20 protein-coding genes and 1 tRNA gene are annotated in these 19707 nt (G+C 52.9%); 15 read left to right on the forward strand and 6 right to left on the reverse strand.

Translation table 11 applies throughout. The features are described 5' to 3' along the window. The first annotated feature begins 4 nt into the window (after positions 1-4). The 5 genes from SH287x_RS07530 to SH287x_RS07550 all read left to right on the forward strand — a co-directional run bounded on the left by SH287x_RS07530 (position 5) and on the right by SH287x_RS07550 (position 5027). On the forward strand, positions 5-334 hold the full coding sequence (locus tag SH287x_RS07530) for a hypothetical protein (protein ID WP_479518007.1): 330 nt from the start codon (positions 5-7) through the stop codon (positions 332-334). A gap of 264 nt (positions 335-598) precedes the next feature. Further along, positions 599-1015, forward strand: a complete 417-nt coding sequence (locus SH287x_RS07535; protein ID WP_479518008.1) for a CAP domain-containing protein — start codon at positions 599-601, stop codon at positions 1013-1015. 331 nt (positions 1016-1346) lie between these two features. Next, entirely contained in the window at positions 1347-2549 is a 1203-nt protein-coding gene (gene lhgO, locus SH287x_RS07540; protein ID WP_479518010.1) for an L-2-hydroxyglutarate oxidase, read from the forward strand. A 211-nt stretch (positions 2550-2760) separates the two neighbouring features. Then, on the forward strand, positions 2761-3720 hold the full coding sequence (locus tag SH287x_RS07545; protein ID WP_479518012.1) for an AAA family ATPase: 960 nt from the start codon (positions 2761-2763) through the stop codon (positions 3718-3720). Next, the gene (locus tag SH287x_RS07550; protein ID WP_479518014.1) at positions 3717-5027 is read left to right on the forward strand and encodes a DUF58 domain-containing protein; all 1311 of its coding nucleotides are present in this window, start codon (positions 3717-3719) and stop codon (positions 5025-5027) included. Before SH287x_RS07545 ends, SH287x_RS07550 begins: the two co-directional genes overlap by 4 nt. A 27-nt stretch (positions 5028-5054) precedes the next feature. On the opposite strand, the gene SH287x_RS07555 is transcribed toward SH287x_RS07550, so the two are convergent. Beyond that, positions 5055-5774: an LON peptidase substrate-binding domain-containing protein gene (locus SH287x_RS07555; protein WP_479518015.1), complete on the reverse strand. Its 720-nt coding sequence runs from the start codon at positions 5772-5774 to the stop codon at positions 5055-5057. Positions 5775-6151: 377 nt separating this feature from the next. On the opposite strand from SH287x_RS07555, the gene nth reads away from it, so the two are divergent. Beyond that, complete coding sequence (gene nth / locus SH287x_RS07560) at positions 6152-6946, forward strand: endonuclease III (protein ID WP_479518016.1); 795 nt, start codon at positions 6152-6154, stop codon at positions 6944-6946. Between the two features lie 179 nt (positions 6947-7125). After that, a complete protein-coding gene (gene dcd, locus SH287x_RS07565; RefSeq protein WP_479518017.1) occupies positions 7126-7722 on the forward strand; it encodes a dCTP deaminase in 597 nt (198 codons plus the stop codon). 15 nt (positions 7723-7737) lie between these two features. Here the strand turns inward: dcd and SH287x_RS07570 are convergent, their stop codons facing one another. From SH287x_RS07570 to SH287x_RS07580, 3 genes are all read right to left on the reverse strand, one after another. After that, entirely contained in the window at positions 7738-8058 is a 321-nt protein-coding gene (locus tag SH287x_RS07570; protein ID WP_479518019.1) for a hypothetical protein, read from the reverse strand. A gap of 65 nt (positions 8059-8123) precedes the next feature. Beyond that, a complete protein-coding gene (locus SH287x_RS07575) occupies positions 8124-8948 on the reverse strand; it encodes a TIM barrel protein (protein ID WP_479518021.1) in 825 nt (274 codons plus the stop codon). 136 nt (positions 8949-9084) lie between these two features. Beyond that, entirely contained in the window at positions 9085-10287 is a 1203-nt protein-coding gene (locus SH287x_RS07580; protein ID WP_479518022.1) for a phosphoglycerate kinase, read from the reverse strand. A 181-nt stretch (positions 10288-10468) separates the two neighbouring features. On the opposite strand from SH287x_RS07580, the gene SH287x_RS07585 reads away from it, so the two are divergent. From SH287x_RS07585 to SH287x_RS07595, 3 genes are all read left to right on the forward strand, one after another. After that, positions 10469-11047: a gamma carbonic anhydrase family protein gene (locus SH287x_RS07585; RefSeq protein WP_479518024.1), complete on the forward strand. Its 579-nt coding sequence runs from the start codon at positions 10469-10471 to the stop codon at positions 11045-11047. 246 nt (positions 11048-11293) lie between these two features. After that, a complete protein-coding gene (locus SH287x_RS07590) occupies positions 11294-12997 on the forward strand; it encodes a DUF4332 domain-containing protein (RefSeq protein ID WP_479518026.1) in 1704 nt (567 codons plus the stop codon). Positions 12998-13252: 255 nt separating this feature from the next. Then, positions 13253-13879, forward strand: coding sequence for a hypothetical protein (locus SH287x_RS07595; protein ID WP_479518027.1), 627 nt, complete (start codon positions 13253-13255; stop codon positions 13877-13879). 28 nt (positions 13880-13907) lie between these two features. Here SH287x_RS07595 and SH287x_RS07600 read toward each other — a convergent pair whose 3' ends face one another. Both SH287x_RS07600 and SH287x_RS07605 read right to left on the reverse strand, forming a co-directional pair. After that, positions 13908-14912, reverse strand: coding sequence for a sugar phosphate isomerase/epimerase family protein (locus SH287x_RS07600; RefSeq protein WP_479518029.1), 1005 nt, complete (start codon positions 14910-14912; stop codon positions 13908-13910). Between the two features lie 121 nt (positions 14913-15033). Next, positions 15034-16074 (reverse strand): bifunctional heptose 7-phosphate kinase/heptose 1-phosphate adenyltransferase, encoded by a 1041-nt coding sequence (locus tag SH287x_RS07605; protein ID WP_479518030.1) that lies wholly within the window; start codon positions 16072-16074, stop codon positions 15034-15036. Positions 16075-16398: 324 nt separating this feature from the next. Between SH287x_RS07605 and SH287x_RS07610 the strand changes: the two genes are divergently transcribed. The 5 genes from SH287x_RS07610 to SH287x_RS07630 all read left to right on the forward strand — a co-directional run bounded on the left by SH287x_RS07610 (position 16399) and on the right by SH287x_RS07630 (position 19706). Next, positions 16399-16623, forward strand: a complete 225-nt coding sequence (locus SH287x_RS07610; protein ID WP_479518032.1) for a hypothetical protein — start codon at positions 16399-16401, stop codon at positions 16621-16623. A 198-nt stretch (positions 16624-16821) separates the two neighbouring features. Beyond that, a tRNA-Leu gene (locus SH287x_RS07615) sits at positions 16822-16907 on the forward strand. A gap of 169 nt (positions 16908-17076) precedes the next feature. Then, positions 17077-17883 carry a hypothetical protein gene (locus SH287x_RS07620; RefSeq protein ID WP_479518034.1) on the forward strand — a complete coding sequence of 269 codons (807 nt, stop codon included), beginning with the start codon at positions 17077-17079 and terminating at the stop codon, positions 17881-17883. 5 nt (positions 17884-17888) lie between these two features. Then, positions 17889-18203, forward strand: coding sequence for a helix-turn-helix domain-containing protein (locus tag SH287x_RS07625; RefSeq protein ID WP_479518036.1), 315 nt, complete (start codon positions 17889-17891; stop codon positions 18201-18203). Positions 18204-18428: 225 nt separating this feature from the next. Then, positions 18429-19706, forward strand: coding sequence for a hypothetical protein (locus SH287x_RS07630; RefSeq protein ID WP_479518037.1), 1278 nt, complete (start codon positions 18429-18431; stop codon positions 19704-19706). Position 19707 lies beyond the last annotated feature (1 nt).

The raw sequence follows: 19707 nt of genomic DNA on the forward strand, positions 1-19707 counted from the left end.
ACCGTTGAAAGCCCATTTTAGCGGTGGTTTACCCATCAATATGCCGCTCCAAGAACCACTCGATTCAGTGATTTCACCCTACAAAACTGGCGGCCACTTGCTGATTTCGACGTTCAATGCAGTGTACAAGCAGCGTTTGTGGCAAAAAAAGCTGAAAAAAAATCTTGCAGATTATTCTCCAGATTACGTCTCTGATGAATCGCTTAGGCGCCGTGAGCAGTCGGGCTTGTCGCTTATCGACGTCACATCGCGGGTGATTTTCAAAGAGAATCAATGTGTGATCTTGACGATAAAATGCGGGAAAAGCCGCAAAGTCTGTTATGGCCAAGCTTGAATAAGCCCGCCTGACTGAAGCCAAATTGTCCAGAAACCATCAGCCGTCAGTCATGTGCAACAAGATCATTTTTCAAGTGACTGATGAACACTGAACTGAAATTCAGGTTCCGTACACTTGATCGGCAAAGTTTTTCTGGTTTACCGTGTTTTCCAGTTGCGACAGGGCGTCTGTCGCACATTGGACACTCGGGCCTGAGCACCTTTCTCTTGGATGAGCCTTGTGACTGGGCCGGATGTCTTCTTCCACATGGAGGGATATCTAATGAAGTATGGAATCGTTTGCGCGGCGCTGGTGGCAGTGGCCTCTCTGGTTGGACATACCCCTGAAGGGATTGCCAATGACTATAGCTACCTGACACAGCACCCAACGATTCAGCGGCTGGTGCAACTCACCAATGCACACCGTGCCCGGATGGGCAAGGCGCCGCTCGCAATTAATCCGGTCATGTGTGCTCATGCTCAGCAGCACGCCAACTACATGGCCACCACCGGAGTGTTTGCCCACAGTGGACTCCCTTACATGGAGGTGATTTTTCAGGGAGTGACTTCAGCCGATGCGGCTGTTCAAGGGTGGATCTATTCGCCACCACATCATTCAATCCTTCTGAGCGGGTCAGAATGCGGCTTTGGTTACATGGTTTCCGGTGGTCGCTACTGCTGGGTGGGCGTGGTTCGCTAAGTGACCCTCACACCTTCGACATAGACCTGGGAAGTAAAGATCGGGATTCAAACGGGCACTTTCGAGTTCCGTATGATGATCCACAGGAAATGCCTGCCAGCGTTTCTCCCTTTACTGCCTGATATCTCCTGATATTCGCTATCAACCCGGTTGGCTCTGGCTTGCCGGGTTGTGGCGTTTCTTGAGATGACAATGAGGCCTTGATTTCTCTTCACAAGACTTTTGCAAGCTGACTGGTTGTTCGCACTGGGGATATTTGCGAAGCTTTGCCGGCGAGGCGTGAAGGATGTCAGCCTGAAGCTGGTTCAGATCATAATGGAGAGGAACAGGTATGCAGCGATCGGAGGTCGTCATTATTGGTGCCGGCATTGTTGGCCTGGCGACGGCGTATCGACTGATCGAGCGATTTCCCCACGCACATGTCACAGTGCTGGATAAAGAACGTGAAATTGCCCAACACCAGACGGGACACAATTCCGGGGTTCTGCACACAGGCATCTACTACAAGCCAGGAACATTGAGAGCCAGTAATGCCCGTGATGGCAAGTTGATGCTCCAGCAATTCTGTGAACAGGAAGACATTCCTTTTGAACTTTGCGGCAAAGTGATTGTTGCCACGCAGCCATCTGAGCTTCCTCAACTCGACAAACTGCATGAACGTGCCATAGCGAATGGTGTGCGAGCAGAAAAAATTTCCAGTGAGCGTCTGCGGGAAATTGAACCCTATGTCTCGGGTCTGGCAGCGGTTCATGTCCCTGACGCCGGCATCGTGGACTTCCGGCAAATCTGTGACCGGATGGCTGAAAAAATCCGCAACCAGGGCAGCACAATCCTGACCTCTGCGCGCGTTTACGGCATGTATCGGCATGGAAACCACATGGTCGTCGAATCGACACGAGGCCCCATCGAAGGGAAGATCGTGATCAATTGCGGCGGTCTGCACAGTGATCGTTTGACGTGGCTTTCGGGACAAGTACCACCGGCTCAGATTGTTCCCTTTCGAGGTGAATACTTTGAATTGAAGCCTTCGGCTCACAAATTATGCCGGGGGCTGATCTATCCCGTGCCTGACCCGAATTTTCCCTTTCTGGGCGTCCATTTGACGCGCATGATTCATGGTGGAGTCGAATGTGGGCCGAACGCCGTACTGGCGTTCGCTCGCGAGGGATACCATAAAACCAGTCTGAATCCCTACGATTTGTTTGAAACGCTGACTTATCGCGGTTTCCTGCTCATGATGATGCGCAACTGGGATGAAGGCCTGCGAGAGATGTGGCGTTCTCTCAGCAAAGGAGCTTTCGTCCAGGCACTGCGCAGGCTCGTCCCTGATATCCAGGCAGAAGATCTGGTACCGGCGCCGGCGGGTGTTCGTGCCCAGGCATTGCTTCCTAACGGTGATCTGGCTGACGATTTCCTGATTCAGGAGCGTGACCTGGTTGTCAATGTCTGTAACGCCCCTTCCCCGGCAGCCACGGCTTCGCTGAAGATTGGCGATTTCATCATTGATCAAATTGCCCCACGACTGACAGCGTAAGGCTTTGAGTCATTGGGAACTTGCGGCTTCGTGGTCAAGTGAGCCAATTTTTACCCAGCCAATCTGTTGGCCGTCACCTACGTAAAGTCGCTCAAGTTCATGAATTCCCTGATGAATTCATGGCATCAGGAACCCACATACGGAATGATGTCACAGTTCCTTGGGACGTATGTCCTTAGCGTTTCATAACTCTTTGACGGAGTCGGGTTTCATGTCGGTCGCTGATGTTGCCGCAGCTTATGCAGCCGTTCGTCAAGAGGTTGGAAAGGTTGTCTTCGGGCAGCAGGAATTAATTGAAGCGGTGTTTGTCGCCTTGCTCTCTGAAGGACATGTGCTGATCGAAGGGCCACCGGGGCTTGGAAAAACTTTGTTGGCCACCACTTTAAGCCGTGTCCTGCATTGCCGATATTCGCGGATTCAGTTCACCCCTGATCTGATGCCTTCTGATATTACCGGACACTCGGTCTACAATCTGCAGGAGCGCCAGTTTCACTTCAGTGAGGGGCCGGTCTTTGCCAATCTGCTGCTTGCCGATGAAATCAATCGGGCACCTGCCAAGACACAGGCGGCATTACTAGAGGCGATGCAGGAATCTCAGGTTACAGTTGATGGAAAAACCATTCGCCTGCCTCAACCATTTATTACTATTGCCACACAGAATCCCATTGAACAGGAAGGGACTTATCCACTTCCCGAGGCTCAGTTAGATCGATTTCTGTTCAAAATGCTGGTGACTTATCCCTCACCGACTCAGGAAGCCAGTATTCTCGCCGCCTATGCCGAAGGGCATGATCCGCGACGGATGAGCACTTACGATGTCCAAACGGTGCTGGACGAACGAAAAGTGCTGGAGTTGCAGGCTGACGTTCGCCAGGTCGTCGTAGAAAAAACGATCATCAATTACATTGTCAATCTGGTCAGCGCCACACGAGAGCACCCTGCGATTGAAATTGGTGCCAGTCCCCGTGCCAGCGTTGGATTACTGATTGCTTCACGGGCATTGGCAGCCTGCCTGGGCCGGACATTTGTCGTTCCCGATGACGTGAAACAGCTTGTCCCCTGGGTCTTCCGTCACCGTGTTCGGCTTGAACCCGAAGCTGAAATCGAAGGCTCAACAATTGATGTCATCCTGCAGGAATTACTGGAATCGATTGAGGCTCCACGAGCATGACTCCCCGGCTCAATTTATTGCTGTTGATGGCGATGGCGGGGTTTCCATTGATTCCAGCCTGCTGGTTTCCATCATGGGCGATGCTGGCCGTTCTCTGCTCGTTCATGTTGGTCGCGATTGCCGTGGTCGATGCCTGGAGAAGTCCTGCATTACGACGGATTGAGGTTCAAAGAAAAGTCGGGCGTGTTCTCAGTGTCGGTGCCAGAAATCCGATTTCACTCGACATTCGCTGGCCTGGCCCTCTGACTTGTCACATTGAAATTCACGATGAAACGCCCCTGACCGGGAAAGTCGATGGTCTTCCCGTTCAACTGCGGCTGATACCGGGTCAATTGGTCAAACTTGCCTATTTTTTTATCCCGGAAGTTCGAGGCCAGGTGCAGTTCGGTGCCATTCATCTGAGAGCAACTTCCCCCTGGAACTTGTGGCAAATTCATTGGGTGATCCCGGCACCGCAAATGGCAAAAGTCTACCCGGATGTGCAGGCGATTCGTGGTGTCGAACTGCTGGCTCGTCAAAACCGTCTGGCAGAAGCTGGCGTTCGCATGACTCGGTTGCAGGGAAAAGGAACATCGTTCGACCGCCTGAGGGAATATCGCCGAGAGGATGAGTTCCGGAACATTGACTGGAAAGCCTCTGCCCGGCAGGAATCATTGATCGCGCGAGAATATACGGTCGAGAGGAATCAGAACATTATTCTGGTCCTCGACTGCGGTCGCTCGATGTGCCATACCCAGGAAGGCGCAACACATTTTGACCGTGTGATGAATTCAGCACTCTTGCTGGCTTACGTGGCTCTCCGTCAAGGTGACCATGTTGGCTTAATGGCGTGCTCCTCTCGGGTACGAGCCTATGTCCCTCCAGTTCGTGGGGCACGCAGTATCGAAACACTGATTCGGCAGATCTATGATCTCCAGCCAGAATATACGGCAACGGATTACCGATTACTGGTCGATGAACTCCGCCGTCGTCATCGTAAGCGAGCACTCGTCGTGGTATTGACTTACGCGATGGACGATGTGCATCTGGAGCAGATGGCCCGAGAGTTTCGTCGGCTTCGATCCCCCCATCTCGTGCTATGTGCATTCATGTCGCAGGAGAGCCTCAAAGAGCGGGCACGTGACATGCCGCGTAATTCCCCGGAAAGCTTTGAGATTGCAGCGGCTGCCGATCTTTTGCAGGAAAACAGGCAAACGCTACGCCAACTCAATAGCGAAGGGCTTCTCGCGATTGAAGCCACCCACGATGGATTGACGACATCGATTATTTCACGCTACCTGGAAATTAAAGCCCGTGGCCTCTTGTGATCGGAGCACGAGCAGGCCTTACGAATGTCAGTTGGAACTGAACTGCGGGGGGAAATTCAGAAGGCTGAGCGTTTGATGACTGTGATTCGACGGGCTATGAGTCAGCAGACTTTCCATAATATTCAGTAACATTTCCGACCGTTTCACAGGATTCCATATTTCCAGCAGGATCTGGGAAGATGCTGCCGAAAAAGGAATCGCACCCGATAATAAATCAGTAACCAATGAGAGTGGTTGTGGACAATCCATTCCCTCGAGTAGCACCTTCTTGATCGCCGCCTGAGGAAATGCCCGCTCAAAAAGCTCGATCAACCGCATGGCCAACTGCTGCTGCTCTTTGATGGAGAGTTCGCATTCATCGGTCAGGCATTCAAATCGCCCCGTCCGATAAGGCAATAAACCAGAGGGCAGCTCTTCCTGCATACGTGCTCGAGTTAACCCCTGGAGAGCCAGATAATAACGACCATCAGGCAGTCGGTCAGATGCGATGATCTTGCCAATACCGACTATTGAATGGATTGGGCGTGGAACAGTTGTCACGAGACCATCGAGCTTGGGACGGTAAAGGGCGATTGATAGAAATCCGTCGCCCTCAAGCGCATCGCTCATCATCTTCCGGTAGCGCTGCTCGAAAATATGAAGTGGCAGTAAGGAATGAGGAAACAAAACCACATTCGGCAGCGGGAAAATCGGAGTAATTCCCCGGAATCCCTGAAGATAATCCTTGGCAGAATCAAATCTGGGCATGGCTTATCCCACTGTAAGAAAGTGTGCAGGTTTCATGACTGAGATTCTGATGAGTGGCCTGTCTCAACGGCGTTGTTCGACATAGAGCATTAGTTTACAGAGGAAAGTGCCCGATGGCACGTGGTCTCACAACGGCAGCAGAGTTTTATGTTCCGCATCGCTCCGAACAATTGTAATATTTTGAACATCATGTCGCGTCACGGGTTGAACAGCATGCTATGTCATGAGAGAGACTTTGGGATGTGACAAGACCCAGGAATACCCTGCCCTGCTCTGCCATGTGAAGTGACATTCGATATGATGCCCAGCCAGATCAAATGGTGCGATCGCAACGTGCGGCTTAAGAGTTGGTCTCTGTCAGGAAGAAATGTAATCGCATGGCGAAGAAGTCGTCCAAGCCGCCGGTCAAACAGGATCCCCCCCCTGCTGAAGTCCGGGAATCACGTCCTCGCAAAGAGGCTTTTGTGCACCTCAAAGAACGCGCTGCCAACATCATAGCGACGCTGAAACAGTTCTATCCTGATGTCGAATGTGCACTGGTTCACAGCTCCCCTTATGAATTGCTTGTCGCCACGATTTTGAGTGCCCAATGCACTGACGAACGTGTAAACATGGTGACACCAGCACTATTCCGTGCTTACCCTTCGCCGAGAGAACTCGCGACTGCCTCTCAGGAAGATGTTGAGGAGCTTGTTCGTTCCACAGGATTTTTCCGCAACAAAGCCGCAAACTTGATTGGTATGGCTCGTGCTGTTGTCGAGCAGCATAATGGAGAGATTCCCGCATCTCTCGACGAGCTTGTCGCTCTTCCGGGTGTTGGTCGAAAGACGGCCAATGTTTTGCTGGGCACAGCACATGGGATTCCCAGTGGCATTGTGGTCGACACACATGTGCAACGAATCACGAAGTTGCTGGGGCTGACACAAGGAAACTCTGCCGAAGCGATTGAACGCGATCTCATTAAAATCATTCCTCAGTCCGAATGGATCATGTTCTCTCATCGCCTGATCCATCATGGCCGCCGCATTTGTATCGCACGACGCCCCCAATGCCTGACGTGTCCGCTACTGAGTGATTGCCGTCGTGTGGGACTGGAGCCTCTGGATTCTGCAACACCTTCAAAGCCTCGCAAGAAATCACTCATGAGCAAGAACAGCAGCATCAAAGAATGATGGTTCAAGCCGGTCGTGTTGTGATGCAAATTCGTCGTTCAGCTTGGAAAAACTCGTTTTCAATGGATGACCTGTTGCATGTCTGCGGCCAGAAACTTAACCTGCGCCAGTGCAGAAACCTGTCATCGCAAGATGTCGAGTCCTCTGGCTGATACACACAATGGGGATGCAAACGAGAGATGATTCTCACGGGAAACGAAATTCGGTCGCAACTGGGGCGCAACCTGGTTATCGAACCCTTTGAAGAAAAGCAGCTGAACCCCAACAGCTACAATCTCCGGTTGCACGATGAACTCCTGGTTTACGAGGAAATTATCCTCGATATGCAGCGTCCCAATCGGTATCGACGGCACGTCATTCCTCCCGAAGGGCTTGTCCTGCAACCGGGGCAGCTCTATCTGGGAAGAACAGTCGAGTACACCGAAACCCACAACTTTGTCCCGATGCTTGAAGGCCGCTCGTCGATTGGAAGGCTGGGACTGTTTGTGCATGTGACCGCAGGATTCGGCGATGTGGGCTTCTGCGGCTACTGGACGCTGGAGATGTTTGCCGTACATCCGATCCGGATTTATGCCGGTGTTCCGATCTGCCAGGTTTTTTATCATCAGTTGGTTGGCGACATCACCGAATACAAGAGCAACAAATACCAGCACAATCAGGACATCCAGCCAAGTCTGCTGTTCAAAGAGTTTCGCGAGCCACAACCCGATCACCAGTTGCGGCTCGCTTTTGGGCAGGAGCGTGCTGCGCGTGATGACACGGCCCCGCCGGAGTAATTTGCTGGCCTTTATTCAGACGGTTGGCGGCCGGTGTTTTTTCACACGGTTCTGCCAGAACAGTCGATCCTGGGTCAGAACGCCTTGGCGCAACGCGCAGCGGAGGCAGTACTTCTCATGATCTCGAATGAGATAAATTTCTCCATTGAGAATCAGGTGGAAATAGTCCTCACCCGTCCATTTGGCGTAGCAATACATCCGCTCGGTATCGAGCTTGATTCGAGCTTCCCATCCTTCCTGATCAGGGACATATAGCCGAGCGTCTGCGAGAGAATCAGGCGTCGCTTCAGGAACAGTCTCCGGTTTTCCTTCGGGAGGAAATTCATTCATCAACATGGCAGCGGATCCTGAACTGACGACGATGTACCCTGCCGATCTGTGCGACATCTCAACCGAAGAGATCACTTTCCGAAGTGCTGCCGGTAACTCTCGATCGTGGCTGTAGCCGCCCCGATGGCATCGGGCAGACTGCGGGCCTCTGCTGAGAGGTAGCCATTGTAACGAATCTTTTTCAGTGTGGAGGCGACTTCCTGGAAGTCAAGGTGGCCCATCCCCGCCGCGTTACGGTTGGAATCGACGTAATGGATATGACCAATCCACTCGCCCCCCTCCTTTAAGCCCTCGGCTATTGAGGTCTCTTCGATATTCATATGAAACAAGTCGGCCAGCAAGCGGCAATCGGGAGCACCAAAAGATTGAAGAAGCGTGACGCCATCAGCTTGAGTATTGCACAGGTTCGTTTCATAGCGGTTCAATGGCTCGTAGATTAATGGGATACCGTGCCGTGTAAACGCCCGTTCTCCCAACTCGGCCAACGCTTCCCCCAGCAACATGCGCCCTTCCGGAATCAGATCAGGAGTGGCTGCCCGTCCTTGCATGGAGCCAATAATGGCCGAAGCTCCCAATGGCCCACCATAGTCGATCATCTCCGAAATGAACTTCCTGGCCTTGGCGCGAACATTCGCATCGGGACTGGTCAGAGACAACTGCTGGCGCAACCAACCCGCTCCCGTTCCCACTGCGGCGAGCTTGAGACCATATCGCGTGAGAATTTCTCGCAATGACTTGGAAGAAATAAATCCTGGCGCAGGTGCAAACAACTCAACAGCATCAAAGCCCAGTTCTGAAGCGGATCGGCAACCTGCTTCAAAGTCGTCCCAGAAAACAAACGGCCCACCGCGAGCCTCTTCCACAAGACTGATGGTCACTGCCGATAAAATGGGCATGAGTAGTCTCTTCTGTAATCTCAGTCAAACCCAGCGTCTTGCGATTGCGGTGGGAAAAAATCGGGCGGCACAAAGACGGATACCCGGCGTGCCAGGCAATCACCGGGTATCCAAAGGCAGTTAACTCGTACAACGCCTATTTATCGTCGAGCAATTCAACGGCTGCGAACTTTTTCCCTTCGAGCATTTCCAGGCTGGCGCCCCCGCCCGTGCTGACATGCGTGACCTGATCAGCCAGGCCGAACTGCTGAATCGCCGAGGCACTATCGCCACCACCAATGATACTGACCGCATCGCTGGCTACGATGGCGTCGGCCACGGCGCGCGTGCCAGCGTCAAATGGCGGCATTTCAAAGACACCCATCGGCCCGTTCCAGACAATGGTCTTGGCAGCCTTCACGATTGCTGCATACTTGACCTGTGTTTCCGGGCCAATGTCAAAGCCTTCATAGTCGGCAGGGATCTGACCGGCTTTGGCAATCAGCTTGTTGCAGTCACCTTTGAAAGCATCGCCGCAGTGAGTGTCGACAGGAAGTTGCAGTTTGTCGCCACCAGTTGCGAGCAGATCCTTCGCCAGAGCCAGGCTGGCTTCGGGAGGATTTGGCAGGTAGCTCTTACCGATTTCTCCCCCTTGAGCTTTGGAGAAGGCAAACGCCATGGCGCCACCGATCAGCACGGTATCGCAGATGGAAAGCAGGTTCTTGATGACGTTGATCTTATCATCGACCTTCTTCCCGCCCACAATGGCTACAAAAGGCCGGCCTGGATTCGAGATGGCATCGGACAGGAACTTGATTTCCTTTTCAACAAGGAAGCCACACACCTTGGGCTTGGAACCCATCGCGTTGGGAACACCGACCATCGAACCTTCCGAACGATGGCACGTGCCAAAAGCGTCGTTGCAATAGATGTCACCAAAGGTGGCGAGCACGCCGACATAGTCTGCGTCACCTTTTTTCTCGCCCTTGTTGAAGCGAACATTTTCCAGCAACAGGACTTCATTGTCCTTCAGTGATTTCACTTTGTCTTGTGCATCAGTTCCGACAGTGTCCGTGGCGAAGTGCACAGGGACACCGAGCAACTCTTTCAAACGGGCGGCTACCGGCTTGAGGCTGTACTTGGCGTCTTCTGCGGGATCTTTTCCTTCAGGGCGGCCCAGATGACTCATGAGGATGACCCGACCGCCACGCTCCAGCACTGACTTGATCGACGGCAGTGCTTCAGTGATGCGGCGGTCGTCGGTAATGCTCAGTGCGTTATCCAGCGGCACATTGAAATCGCACCGCATCAGGACAGCTTGGCCTTGGACATTCACATCGGCAATGGTTTTCTTCGCCATCTTGTTTTCCACTAAAAGGAACCAGATCTTTCACCAAAACGTCTGGGGCATTCGTCAGCGATCTTCACTCACGCTGCCTCCCTGATGCCGATAGAGTAGAAGACTTGTACCGGACTTCCAAGTTCCACCGGCCGACTTCCGGTTTCCCTCCAATATTCTTTCAACCTGCCGAGGCCACTTGATGTCAGTTCCGCCAGATGTGCCTTATCCGGAAATTCACTGGGACTTCTCCGCTATTACACAATTGCCGGAAATTGATTCCACGGCCTGGATTGCTCCTGGCGCCACGGTTTATGGGCGTGTGACAATCGGTGCCCGAAGCTCTGTCTGGTTTGGAGCCATTGTTCGTGGCGATCATGAGCGTATTGACATCGGTGATGATTCCAATCTGCAAGACGGCGTGATCCTGCATGTGGATCCGCATTCCCCCTGCAAGATTGGCCATCGTGTTTCGCTCGGACACCGCGCCCTGGTTCACGGAGCGACCGTGGAGGATGATGTGCTGATCGGAATTGGGGCGAATGTTTTGAGCCGGGCCGTGATCGGGAAAGGGGCGTTTATTGCCGCTGGTGCTTTGGTGCTGGAAGAAACGATTGTTCCTCCAAGGACATTATGGGCAGGTGTTCCCGCACGACAGATCCGCGAGGTTTCCCCTGAACTGGCATGGCGGATCGAACGAACCTGGAAGCATTATTCCAACAATCATGTGGCCCATCGAGCGGGGGAAGTTCAAGGGACGAAGTTTATCCCCAAACCATAGTGCCGTGTCACGGCTTTGTCTTCGGGTTGATGTCGCCGCAACGTCCTCCGTTGTCGGACCTAACAACAGAAGAAACCCGAATTTTACACTTTGACAATGCAGTAGTTAAACTCTCGTTTGAGCATGACAAAAGCCCGCAACTTCCGCCGAAACAACATCCCTTTTGAAGCGCTGGTTGACCTGCGAAACTAGATTTGGACTGTGTTTACCGGGTTGTTCGACAGGCTCGAAGAGGTTCCCATCACAATGTCTCTGTTGTTTTCGGTGCTCTTTGCGCATAAATGCAAAAACACCCATCACAAATTGGCTCTCGATGCCCTCCGTTTTCTGGAGATACCAGAATCGGAGCGATGGCGCGACTTATTCCTCACAAGAATTGACTCCTACCTCGACGGTTCAAAAGCGCCTGACAACAAATTCAAAGACTTCCGCAACCATGTCCTGCATGTCAGCGACAATGAGTGGGGTGGAGCCATCACGACAGCGCAAAGCTGGTATACAAAAACCGTCGAAGCCTTCCAGAAAAAGGACTGGTCGACAGGGGTTTACAACGCAGGGGTTCTCAGTCACTACGTGACAGATCCGTTTCAACCGTTTCATACCGGCCAGTCTGAGGCTGAAACCATCGTTCATCGGGCTGCCGAGTGGACGATTGCCTGTAGCTATGACCAATTGCGCCAGCTCCTTGATAACGAACTGGGTGGCGTTCCGACAAAGTCAGCTCCCGCAGCGACAGACTGGTTGGCACAGATTATTCGTGACGGAGCACGAACGGCCCACAAGTCTTATGAACCATCGATAGCCCACTACTCTTTGAAAATCGGGGCAAAAAAGCCGCTTGAGGGCTATGACGCTACGGGTCAGAGAATCATTGCCAGACTGCTGGGAGAAGCCATTCGTGGATACGCCCTCGTTCTGGGAGAGGCATTGAAAGCAGCAAGCGTTACTCCACCTTCCAGTCCCGTGACGATCTATGGGGTTCTTGCGGCATTGACGGTACCCATCTTTACCGTCACAAAAAAAATGGCCAATGCGGCAGAGCGGGCCGCAGTCTTAGCCATCGCCAGGGAAGTGGAAGCGATTGGCCGGTGTGACAAGACTCTTTCCGCTGACGAACGATCTGTCCGCGAAGCCTATGCCGCTGAGGTGCTTCAAGTTCCTGTGGAGATGTTGAGCCAGGATTCGGTTGAGTTAGCGGGGATGCTTTATACCCCCGTTGTAGCGCCCAAGCCTCCGATTCCGATAACTACAGAAGTTATAAAAACACCGCCGGCCCCCATTCTGACGGTTCCCATTCCTCCAGTCGCAAGCCCTCCAGCCTTTGTGTCGCCCCCCTCTGCTCCGCCAGTTCCTGCGACTCAGCCAGTTGCGGTTAAACCTCCTTCAGTCATGAAAACAGAGACCAAAGAAGCCGAGGTGAAGGCTCAATCGGTTGAAGAAAAAATCATCCCGGAGAAGCCTGCTGTCAGTGAGAAAAATCACGAAAAACCAGCACCTCCCGATTCTTCTTTACCCTATTATCTCCATCTGGAAATGCCTCTGGAGAAGGCTCCTTCAATCGGGCCAAAAACGGCTGAGCGATTTGCTGCCATTGGAATTCATACTGTCGAAGAGTTTTTGTCCGCTCAGCCCAATGACATGGCCAAAAAACTTGGGCAGAAGCATCTCGACTCCGTCACGCTTTACGAGTGGCAATGCCAGGCCACGCTCTGTTGCGAAATCCCAAAATTCCGTGGCTACATGGCCCAGATCCTGACTGCGATTGGAATTCAGACGCGCGATGAATTGCGGGAAGCCCGTCCAGATGACTTGTGGGATCTGACCGAACAATTCCTGGCAACTCCCGAAGCCGAGCGAATGCTGCGAGGCATTAAACCACCCACATCTGACGATATTTTTGACTGGCAGCAACGGGCTTCGGAAGACGACGAACATCGCCAAGCCGCTTGAACTTTGCGAGAACCAGCCGCCTTGATTCAAACATCCGCCCGCCTCGCGTTTGCCAGATCTCCCTGCGAAAAGCTACCCTCTTTTACGATGATGAAAACGATTGGAGCTTCCATTCTGATTTGACAGATTCGGCAAAGAGTGGTGAGCAGGCCAACGAGCCTGCGGACAAGCTCAACAACCGGTCAGGACAGAGTGGTCATACCACGGGACGGCGAAAACCGTTCTGGCAAAACAGAAGGAAAAAAAGAGGACTTCATGCCTAATATCCCTCAGAGACATACACCGTGGCATGCAGCGCTGGTTCTCAGTTTGCTGCTGGGAATCCCGGTCGGTTGCCAGCCATCCGCTGAAACTAAAGAGGCGACAACACCTCCACCGGCATCTGCTACGAAAGAACAGGCTCTCACAACTGACGAAGCTGCCGCCACGTTAGAACCTTACGATAAAGACCTGGGGAATGTGGTGGTCACAGTTCCTGCTGGATGGTTTGAGATCCCCCCTAAGACCGGTTTTGTCCTCGCAGAATTTCAGCTTCCCGGATCGGATGGCGTTGGTCGATTGACCTGTTCGGCAGCTGGCGGCGATCTCGAAATGAACCTTGACCGCTGGAGAGGTCAGTTCCAGACGGCGGGTAGCGATGTGCGACCTCGCCGTTCAGAACTGGAAATTGCTGGAAAGCCAGCCGTTCTCATGGAAATTGAGGGAACATTCACCGATGGTTTTGCCAAAGAAAACGCCGTTCAACCAGATTCGGCGCTAGTTGGAATTGTGTTGCCATTGGGGGAAGCCAATTTTTTCGTAAAAGCCACCGGCCCCAAGGCAACCATCCAGAAACACCGCGACAGCATCGTTGAATTTGCAAAAACGTTGAAACTGAAATAGGGAACGGCTGAAGGCCACTCCCATCCCATCAGTCGACAAGCTTGCGAAGCTCTTCAATGTAGCGAGGAATTGCTTCGTCAGGATTTTCGGCACCTTCGTATTCAAGAATCAGGTAGCCTTTGTAGTCGGCATTTTTCAGAATCGAAAGAACCTTGGGAATATCGGCGGGAACTTTTTTGCCATCTGGCTGGTGCATCTCAACCTTAAGCTGTGCATTGATCGCATAAGGTGCGATTTTTGTAAGATCCGCATAGGGATCAGCTGTCCGGAAGTTTCCGCTGTCGAAGTTGATTCCAAACCAGGGGGAAGCAGGAACCGCGTGATAAATTCTGAGTAGCTGCTCCGGCGTCGCCGTAATTCCCCCGTGATTTTCCAAGGCGAGGCAGACACCCTTTGATGCGGCATATGCGACGGCCGTCGTGATCCCTTTCACACACCGTTCAAAGGCGATGGCTTCAGTTTCCCCTTTAGCCACATTGCCCGCAAAGATGCGGATGACTGGCGCGCCTAAAAGAGCCGCACTGTCGATCCATTGCTTCGTCAACTCCATCTGTGCGTCAAATGCCGGGCCATCGGGAAGGCAGAAATTGTTGCCAATCGCTGTTCCCGTGATATCAAGCCCCTGTTTGAATGCCTGATTTTTACAGGCATAGAGGTAAGCGGGTGACGGATTTTTGGGGAAGTAATAGCTGGTCAATTCGCAACCATCGAGACCCAATGTCACGCAATAATCCATGAAGTCTGACAGTTTCTTCCCCTGAGGAGGATTCTGCTCATCCCAGGATCTGGGGAGCCGGGAATTCCAGGAATAAGCGGCCAGTGAAAGGCGGGTCTTCTTGGCAAACAACGGACTGGCAGCGACGACAGTGTCTTGAGCTTTCACTTCTGAAACGTTAATTAACGAAGCCACAGAATCTGACGCCACAGCAGCGGCCGCAGCGCTGACCCCACCCAGAAATTGCCGTCGAGAACTGGCCATGGGCGAAATGGAGTGGCTCACTGAAGAAGTGCCCGCCGCGATCTGATCAGACATGCTGTGTCTCTTTCCATTGATTGAGTTATTGCTGAAGAAGCGAGTCACGAGGGAGGGAGTCATGATCTGAGCCAGACTCTCATTGTCCCCGAGATACCAGCTTCAGAAAGATTGGTCAGGACTATAAAAGCCCCTGCTGCTGTTGCCACTGACGAAACGCACTCATGACTTGCGCAGGGGTCGCTGTTCCGGTAGAGCCGAGTTGCTGAACCGTCACGCCAGCCACCAGATTGGCGATTAAGGCCGCATCAGCCACTGATCCACCAGACGCCAAAGTTAAGACAGCTCCTGCTGTTGCTCCATCTCCCGCACCGGTTGGATCGATTGGCCCAGTCACTTTAAGACCTGGAATCAGCATCTGTTCAGGATCACTGACGATGATCCCCCGTTCTCCCAGCGTGACAAAAACCGTGGCTCCCGTTTCTGCCCTCAATCGTGGGACAACAGGAGTGATATCCTTCTCGTCCAGTTCATCCCCCGGCAAAGGATTGAACCGCCCGACGGCCTCAAACTGATTAGGCTTAATGATAATGTTACGGAAGTGGCGCACATTGCGTTTGCTATCGGCCCAGAAAGTGACCTTCGGAAATCGCAAGGCTAACTCTGCGAGGACATCTCGCATGGAGGTCGTGATCACACCGGTATTTGCGATTTCCACCTGATCCATGATGATCAGAGCATCAACCCTGGGAAGAACATGCGTGACAGCAGCCGTCAGTTGGGCGATGACCGATTGCGGGGTGGGATGTCGGTTTTTCACATCGTAGCGGTGCATTTCGCCTTGAAGACCAGGAATATGGATCTCGGTGGGCTTAATGACAGTCGGTGTGCGGATTTCCGGGCATCGCAACAGCCCATCGGTTGAGCATCCCAATTTTCGAAGTCCCTGGTGAAGATCATAGCCTTCACCGTCGTCTCCAATCGCCCCTAAGGCATAGAGTTCACCGGCCCCCAAAGCAGCCAGGTTATTGATGACCGTCCCAGCAGCACCAGGGCTTCGGCGGACTCCAATGACTTGATGCGCTTTGCGACCCGTCTCCTGACTGCTTTCCAGAAGATGCGAGTCAATCTCCAGATATTTGTCGAGAAAGAAATCCCCCAGAACGGCAATTCTCCGCAGAGGAAATTCGCAGAAAAGTTTCTGGAGCGTTTCAATCTTCATTTCTTCCATTCCATGGCAGTCTGTGATGCTGTAATTCAAAGTCGATTGGTGAATTTGCATGCAGACAATTGATTTGACGGAGCCGCGTGCTGTTGTTGATACCATTCTCAACAGAATAGTGGTACGACCACTCTGTCCTGACCGGCTGTTGAGCTTGTCCGCAGGCTCGTTGGCCTGCTCACTACTCTTTGCTGAACCTGTCAAATCAGAATGGAAGCCCTCAACAGTTTACCGATACCGGGTGAAAACGGGACAATGAAGACGCCGGGATCGTGAAAAAATGACACATGATCTTGGCAGCAAGCCAATCAACAAGGAGTCAGTGTGATTTCGCAAGAAGTAGCGATGGGAGTTGGGCTGGTAATGTTAGGGCTTTATTTTGCGGGTCGGGCACCATGGATTGTGGGGGAAACCCGAAAGGGGCAGTGGTTGGCGACCCGGTTTGGTGAACCCAGGGCGATCCAGATCACTCGTTTGATTGCGATTAGCTTCGCGCTTCTGGGCGTGATGCTCGCAATAGGCGTCGTTCAACCCATGAGATGGCAGTGAAAGCTCGATATCACGAAGGAAGGCCAAATGATCAACGGGCGACCATAAAGACATGTAAAATTGGCAGCCATGGATGTTTTGCCGAGTACTTTTGTTCTTGTTCAACCTGGGATGTCCATGCAAAATCCCCTGAACGAGCCAACAAATACAGTAACTCGCTAGACGAAAAATATCACTCAGAATAGACTTACAACACATGGCCCGGTGGCGAAATAGGCAGACGCACAGGACTTAAAATCCTGGGTCTCGAAAGGGACGTGCGGGTTCGATTCCCGCCCGGGCCATTGAATGTCCGAAAGTTTTCAGCAAAACGCTCATGAATTCTCCGCGCTAGAACAGCGCGGCCCCAATGAAAACAATACCAATTCCCGTTGGTTTTCCGCGTTAAAACAGCGCGGCCCCAATGGAAGTCTCACATGACCAGACCCTTCGGGGCGAAGTGGGCCTTTCAGCATGTCCGGTACGATTAAAATCCAGTGCGGATGCGGGCGGAATCTCAAACTCAAAGAGACCGCTCTCGGCAAAGCTGTCAAATGCCCCGCCTGCGGCGAACCGCTCAAAGTGACTCTCGCCAGCGATAATCACTTTGAAGAAGCCGTGCTCTCGGTTCTCAATGAAAAGCCAGACGCCAAGCCTGTGGCCGATTCAAGGGGTAAGTCCTGGCTAAAATCTGCAGCGAGTTGGTTTAAGCCTGCAAAGTTGCCAGAGGCTCCAATCGCTGAATATCTCCCTCCTGCCGATGAGCCACCCGAGCATCCACCGGCCAAACGTCGTGGCATTGCTTCGCCAGCGGTTGCACCTAAGCCCGCCTCCAAGGCGAAGTCATTCACCATCGTGGGGTTCTTGACCAGCATCATCGTGACGGCGATTGCGATCCCACTCATCGCTTTTGCGTTGGTGGTGGGCCTGGTGATCACTGTGACTGTTTTCGGATCAGGGCGTAGTAACAACAGCCACTCGACGGTTTATCGCGACTCAAATTCGGCGTCCCTTGCTGCTGGATCGTCCGGGGCGGCGAATGTGCCACCCCATACCACGTCCAGCGGCCAGCAGGTGAGTGGGTATGTCAAAGGGAGTGCTAGGCCAATAGAGCCTACAAAAGAAGAAGGCAAATCCCTCTGGCGCAAAGCAAACGACTTTTTTCACCCCGGAAAAGTCTATGTCCCTACCTATGAGCGCACAGACGGGACTGAGGTCGATGGGCATTACCGATCAAAACCAAAGACAGAGAAGAAGATCGAAGCCTATCGAAAGAAATGATGGCGTTGAGCCTGCTGGTAACACTAGGAAACGGATTCGAGGCCGCTAAACTCGAAAGGATGTTAACTGTGACTTTAAAAGAACTGAAGGCGGTCTTCGCTGCAAACCTGAGAGTACGTCGACAAGAGTTGGGGCTGACACAGGCTACTCTTGCCGAGGCATTAGCGGTCACAGCTGCGCATGTTTCTCAGATGGAAGCTGGAAAAACGGCTCCCTCACTTGAGTTGCTCGCGAAAGTAGCTGAGTTGCTCCAAGTAGAGCCAGCGTCATTGCTGATACCCGCGACCAGCAGACAACCAAATCAAAAAATTGCCAGTTGACAGGAACTTAACTTACAGTTAAGTTTATCCGCCGTGAGGTCACGGCGGGATCAGTCATTGAACGCCGCCGTCCTTCACCGGGCGAGCGGCGTTTTTTTCGTGCGCCCGCCGGGTCGCTGGAAGATTGATTTTTTAAGTGAGGCAGTCTGCTGTCACACCTCTGGAAAGTTATTCCGCCATATCGCGACTTATGAACTAGCTTCACTGGTGGACGGATTCCCATGGATGCACCACGGACGAAGATCGAATTCTCTGCGCTGGGAACTCCCCTTGATGCAACCGATCCCCGCTCACCCGGCTTCTTGCTCGCCAGCCCGAGTCTCCAAAGCTTACAGCGAACCCGCCATCCTGCGGTTTCCCACTTTGCCTGCGCCCAGGATTGTATATCCTGGGCGCACCACCGAGCCGGTGCCCAGACCAGATATCAGCAAGACGCGGCGAAGCAAAACAGTTCCTGCGAAAGATCAGCAGGAACTGTGGGCTGGTGGAGTGGATGCGTCAGTGCTGGCTTACGCTGGCACGATTGCGGCCGAGATTCGCGATCAGGTGGTGCCAGAGCATCAACGGAAATGGATTCGCGAAAACTTGTCGATTCGTCAGTTCTATGGCGACTGGATGATTGCGGATCGAAAACGCCGCGTGGCGGCACAGAAACTGTCTGTCGGCACTCTGGAAAAAGATCGGCAAGCCCTCTCCCGTTGGGAACGAGCCACCAGACCAGAGACCTGGCCAAAGGGAGAGCACTGGCCGGGGTTACCGATCGGCCTAATCACGGATCGATACGTGACTCAGGCATTGGAAAAGCTGGTCAAACTAACCTCCGAAGCGACGGCCAAGAGCACCTGGAACCATCTACGCACCATGCTCAATCATGCTGTGGCCATCCGGGCCATCGATCGTGCTCCGAAGCCAGAGGCACTGAAGATCGACCCCAAGAAGCCACGGAAGCTAAGGGAATCGGAGATCACCGACATCTATATGGGCTTCGGGCCAAATCTGGAATTGCAGGTGGCATTCGTATTGGGCATCAACCTCGGACCGCGTACCGAAGACCTGTTTACCTTGCGGTGGGATTACATCGAGTGGTGCGACCGACCGACGATCACCTACACCGCCCGAAAGACGAAGAAACAACAGACGGTGCCATTGAACGCGACGGTTTTGGCTCACCTGGCACGTCTCAACAGTCAGGGAAAAAGTCCGTACTTGTTTCCGACTCTGTTCAATGCGGACGCGAAGTCCCCAGAGAAAAGCCGCCCGGCACGGGTTCGCCGAAGAATCGTCAGAGCTGTATTCGAGGCTGCAGGAGTCTTCACACCCAAGCCATTCCAGGTGGTACGAGTCACCTGCAACAGTCGGCTCAATACGTATCGGCCCGGTTCAGGGGTCTTCGTGTTGGGGCATGGGCTGACACTCAACGCGAAGCACTATCACGATCCGACCGACGAAGTGTTCGCTGCCTGCCATGGCGTGCCCCAGCCGGAATGTTTTGCGAGATTCTGAC

Source organism: Planctopirus sp. SH287, from assembly GCF_056500625.1.

Bases quoted from the DNA above. Each gene is read 5' to 3' on its own strand.
- SH287x_RS07555 (WP_479518015.1), bottom strand. From the start codon at position 5,774: ATGCCCAGATTTGATTCTGCCAAGGATTATCTTCAGGGATTCCGGGGA.
- SH287x_RS07595 (WP_479518027.1), top strand. From the start codon at position 13,253: ATGCCTAATATCCCTCAGAGACATACACCGTGGCATGCAGCGCTGGTT.
- SH287x_RS07605 (WP_479518030.1), bottom strand. From the start codon at position 16,074: ATGAAGATTGAAACGCTCCAGAAACTTTTCTGCGAATTTCCTCTGCGG.
- SH287x_RS07590 (WP_479518026.1), top strand. From the start codon at position 11,294: ATGTCTCTGTTGTTTTCGGTGCTCTTTGCGCATAAATGCAAAAACACC.
- SH287x_RS07630 (WP_479518037.1), top strand. From the start codon at position 18,429: ATGCACCACGGACGAAGATCGAATTCTCTGCGCTGGGAACTCCCCTTG.
- SH287x_RS07580 (WP_479518022.1), bottom strand. From the start codon at position 10,287: ATGGCGAAGAAAACCATTGCCGATGTGAATGTCCAAGGCCAAGCTGTC.
- SH287x_RS07570 (WP_479518019.1), bottom strand. From the start codon at position 8,058: ATGTTGATGAATGAATTTCCTCCCGAAGGAAAACCGGAGACTGTTCCT.
- lhgO (WP_479518010.1), top strand. From the start codon at position 1,347: ATGCAGCGATCGGAGGTCGTCATTATTGGTGCCGGCATTGTTGGCCTG.
- SH287x_RS07545 (WP_479518012.1), top strand. From the start codon at position 2,761: ATGTCGGTCGCTGATGTTGCCGCAGCTTATGCAGCCGTTCGTCAAGAG.
- nth (WP_479518016.1), top strand. From the start codon at position 6,152: ATGGCGAAGAAGTCGTCCAAGCCGCCGGTCAAACAGGATCCCCCCCCT.
- dcd (WP_479518017.1), top strand. From the start codon at position 7,126: ATGATTCTCACGGGAAACGAAATTCGGTCGCAACTGGGGCGCAACCTG.
- SH287x_RS07550 (WP_479518014.1), top strand. From the start codon at position 3,717: ATGACTCCCCGGCTCAATTTATTGCTGTTGATGGCGATGGCGGGGTTT.
- SH287x_RS07600 (WP_479518029.1), bottom strand. From the start codon at position 14,912: ATGTCTGATCAGATCGCGGCGGGCACTTCTTCAGTGAGCCACTCCATT.
- SH287x_RS07585 (WP_479518024.1), top strand. From the start codon at position 10,469: ATGTCAGTTCCGCCAGATGTGCCTTATCCGGAAATTCACTGGGACTTC.
- SH287x_RS07620 (WP_479518034.1), top strand. From the start codon at position 17,077: ATGTCCGGTACGATTAAAATCCAGTGCGGATGCGGGCGGAATCTCAAA.
- SH287x_RS07535 (WP_479518008.1), top strand. From the start codon at position 599: ATGAAGTATGGAATCGTTTGCGCGGCGCTGGTGGCAGTGGCCTCTCTG.
- SH287x_RS07575 (WP_479518021.1), bottom strand. From the start codon at position 8,948: ATGCCCATTTTATCGGCAGTGACCATCAGTCTTGTGGAAGAGGCTCGC.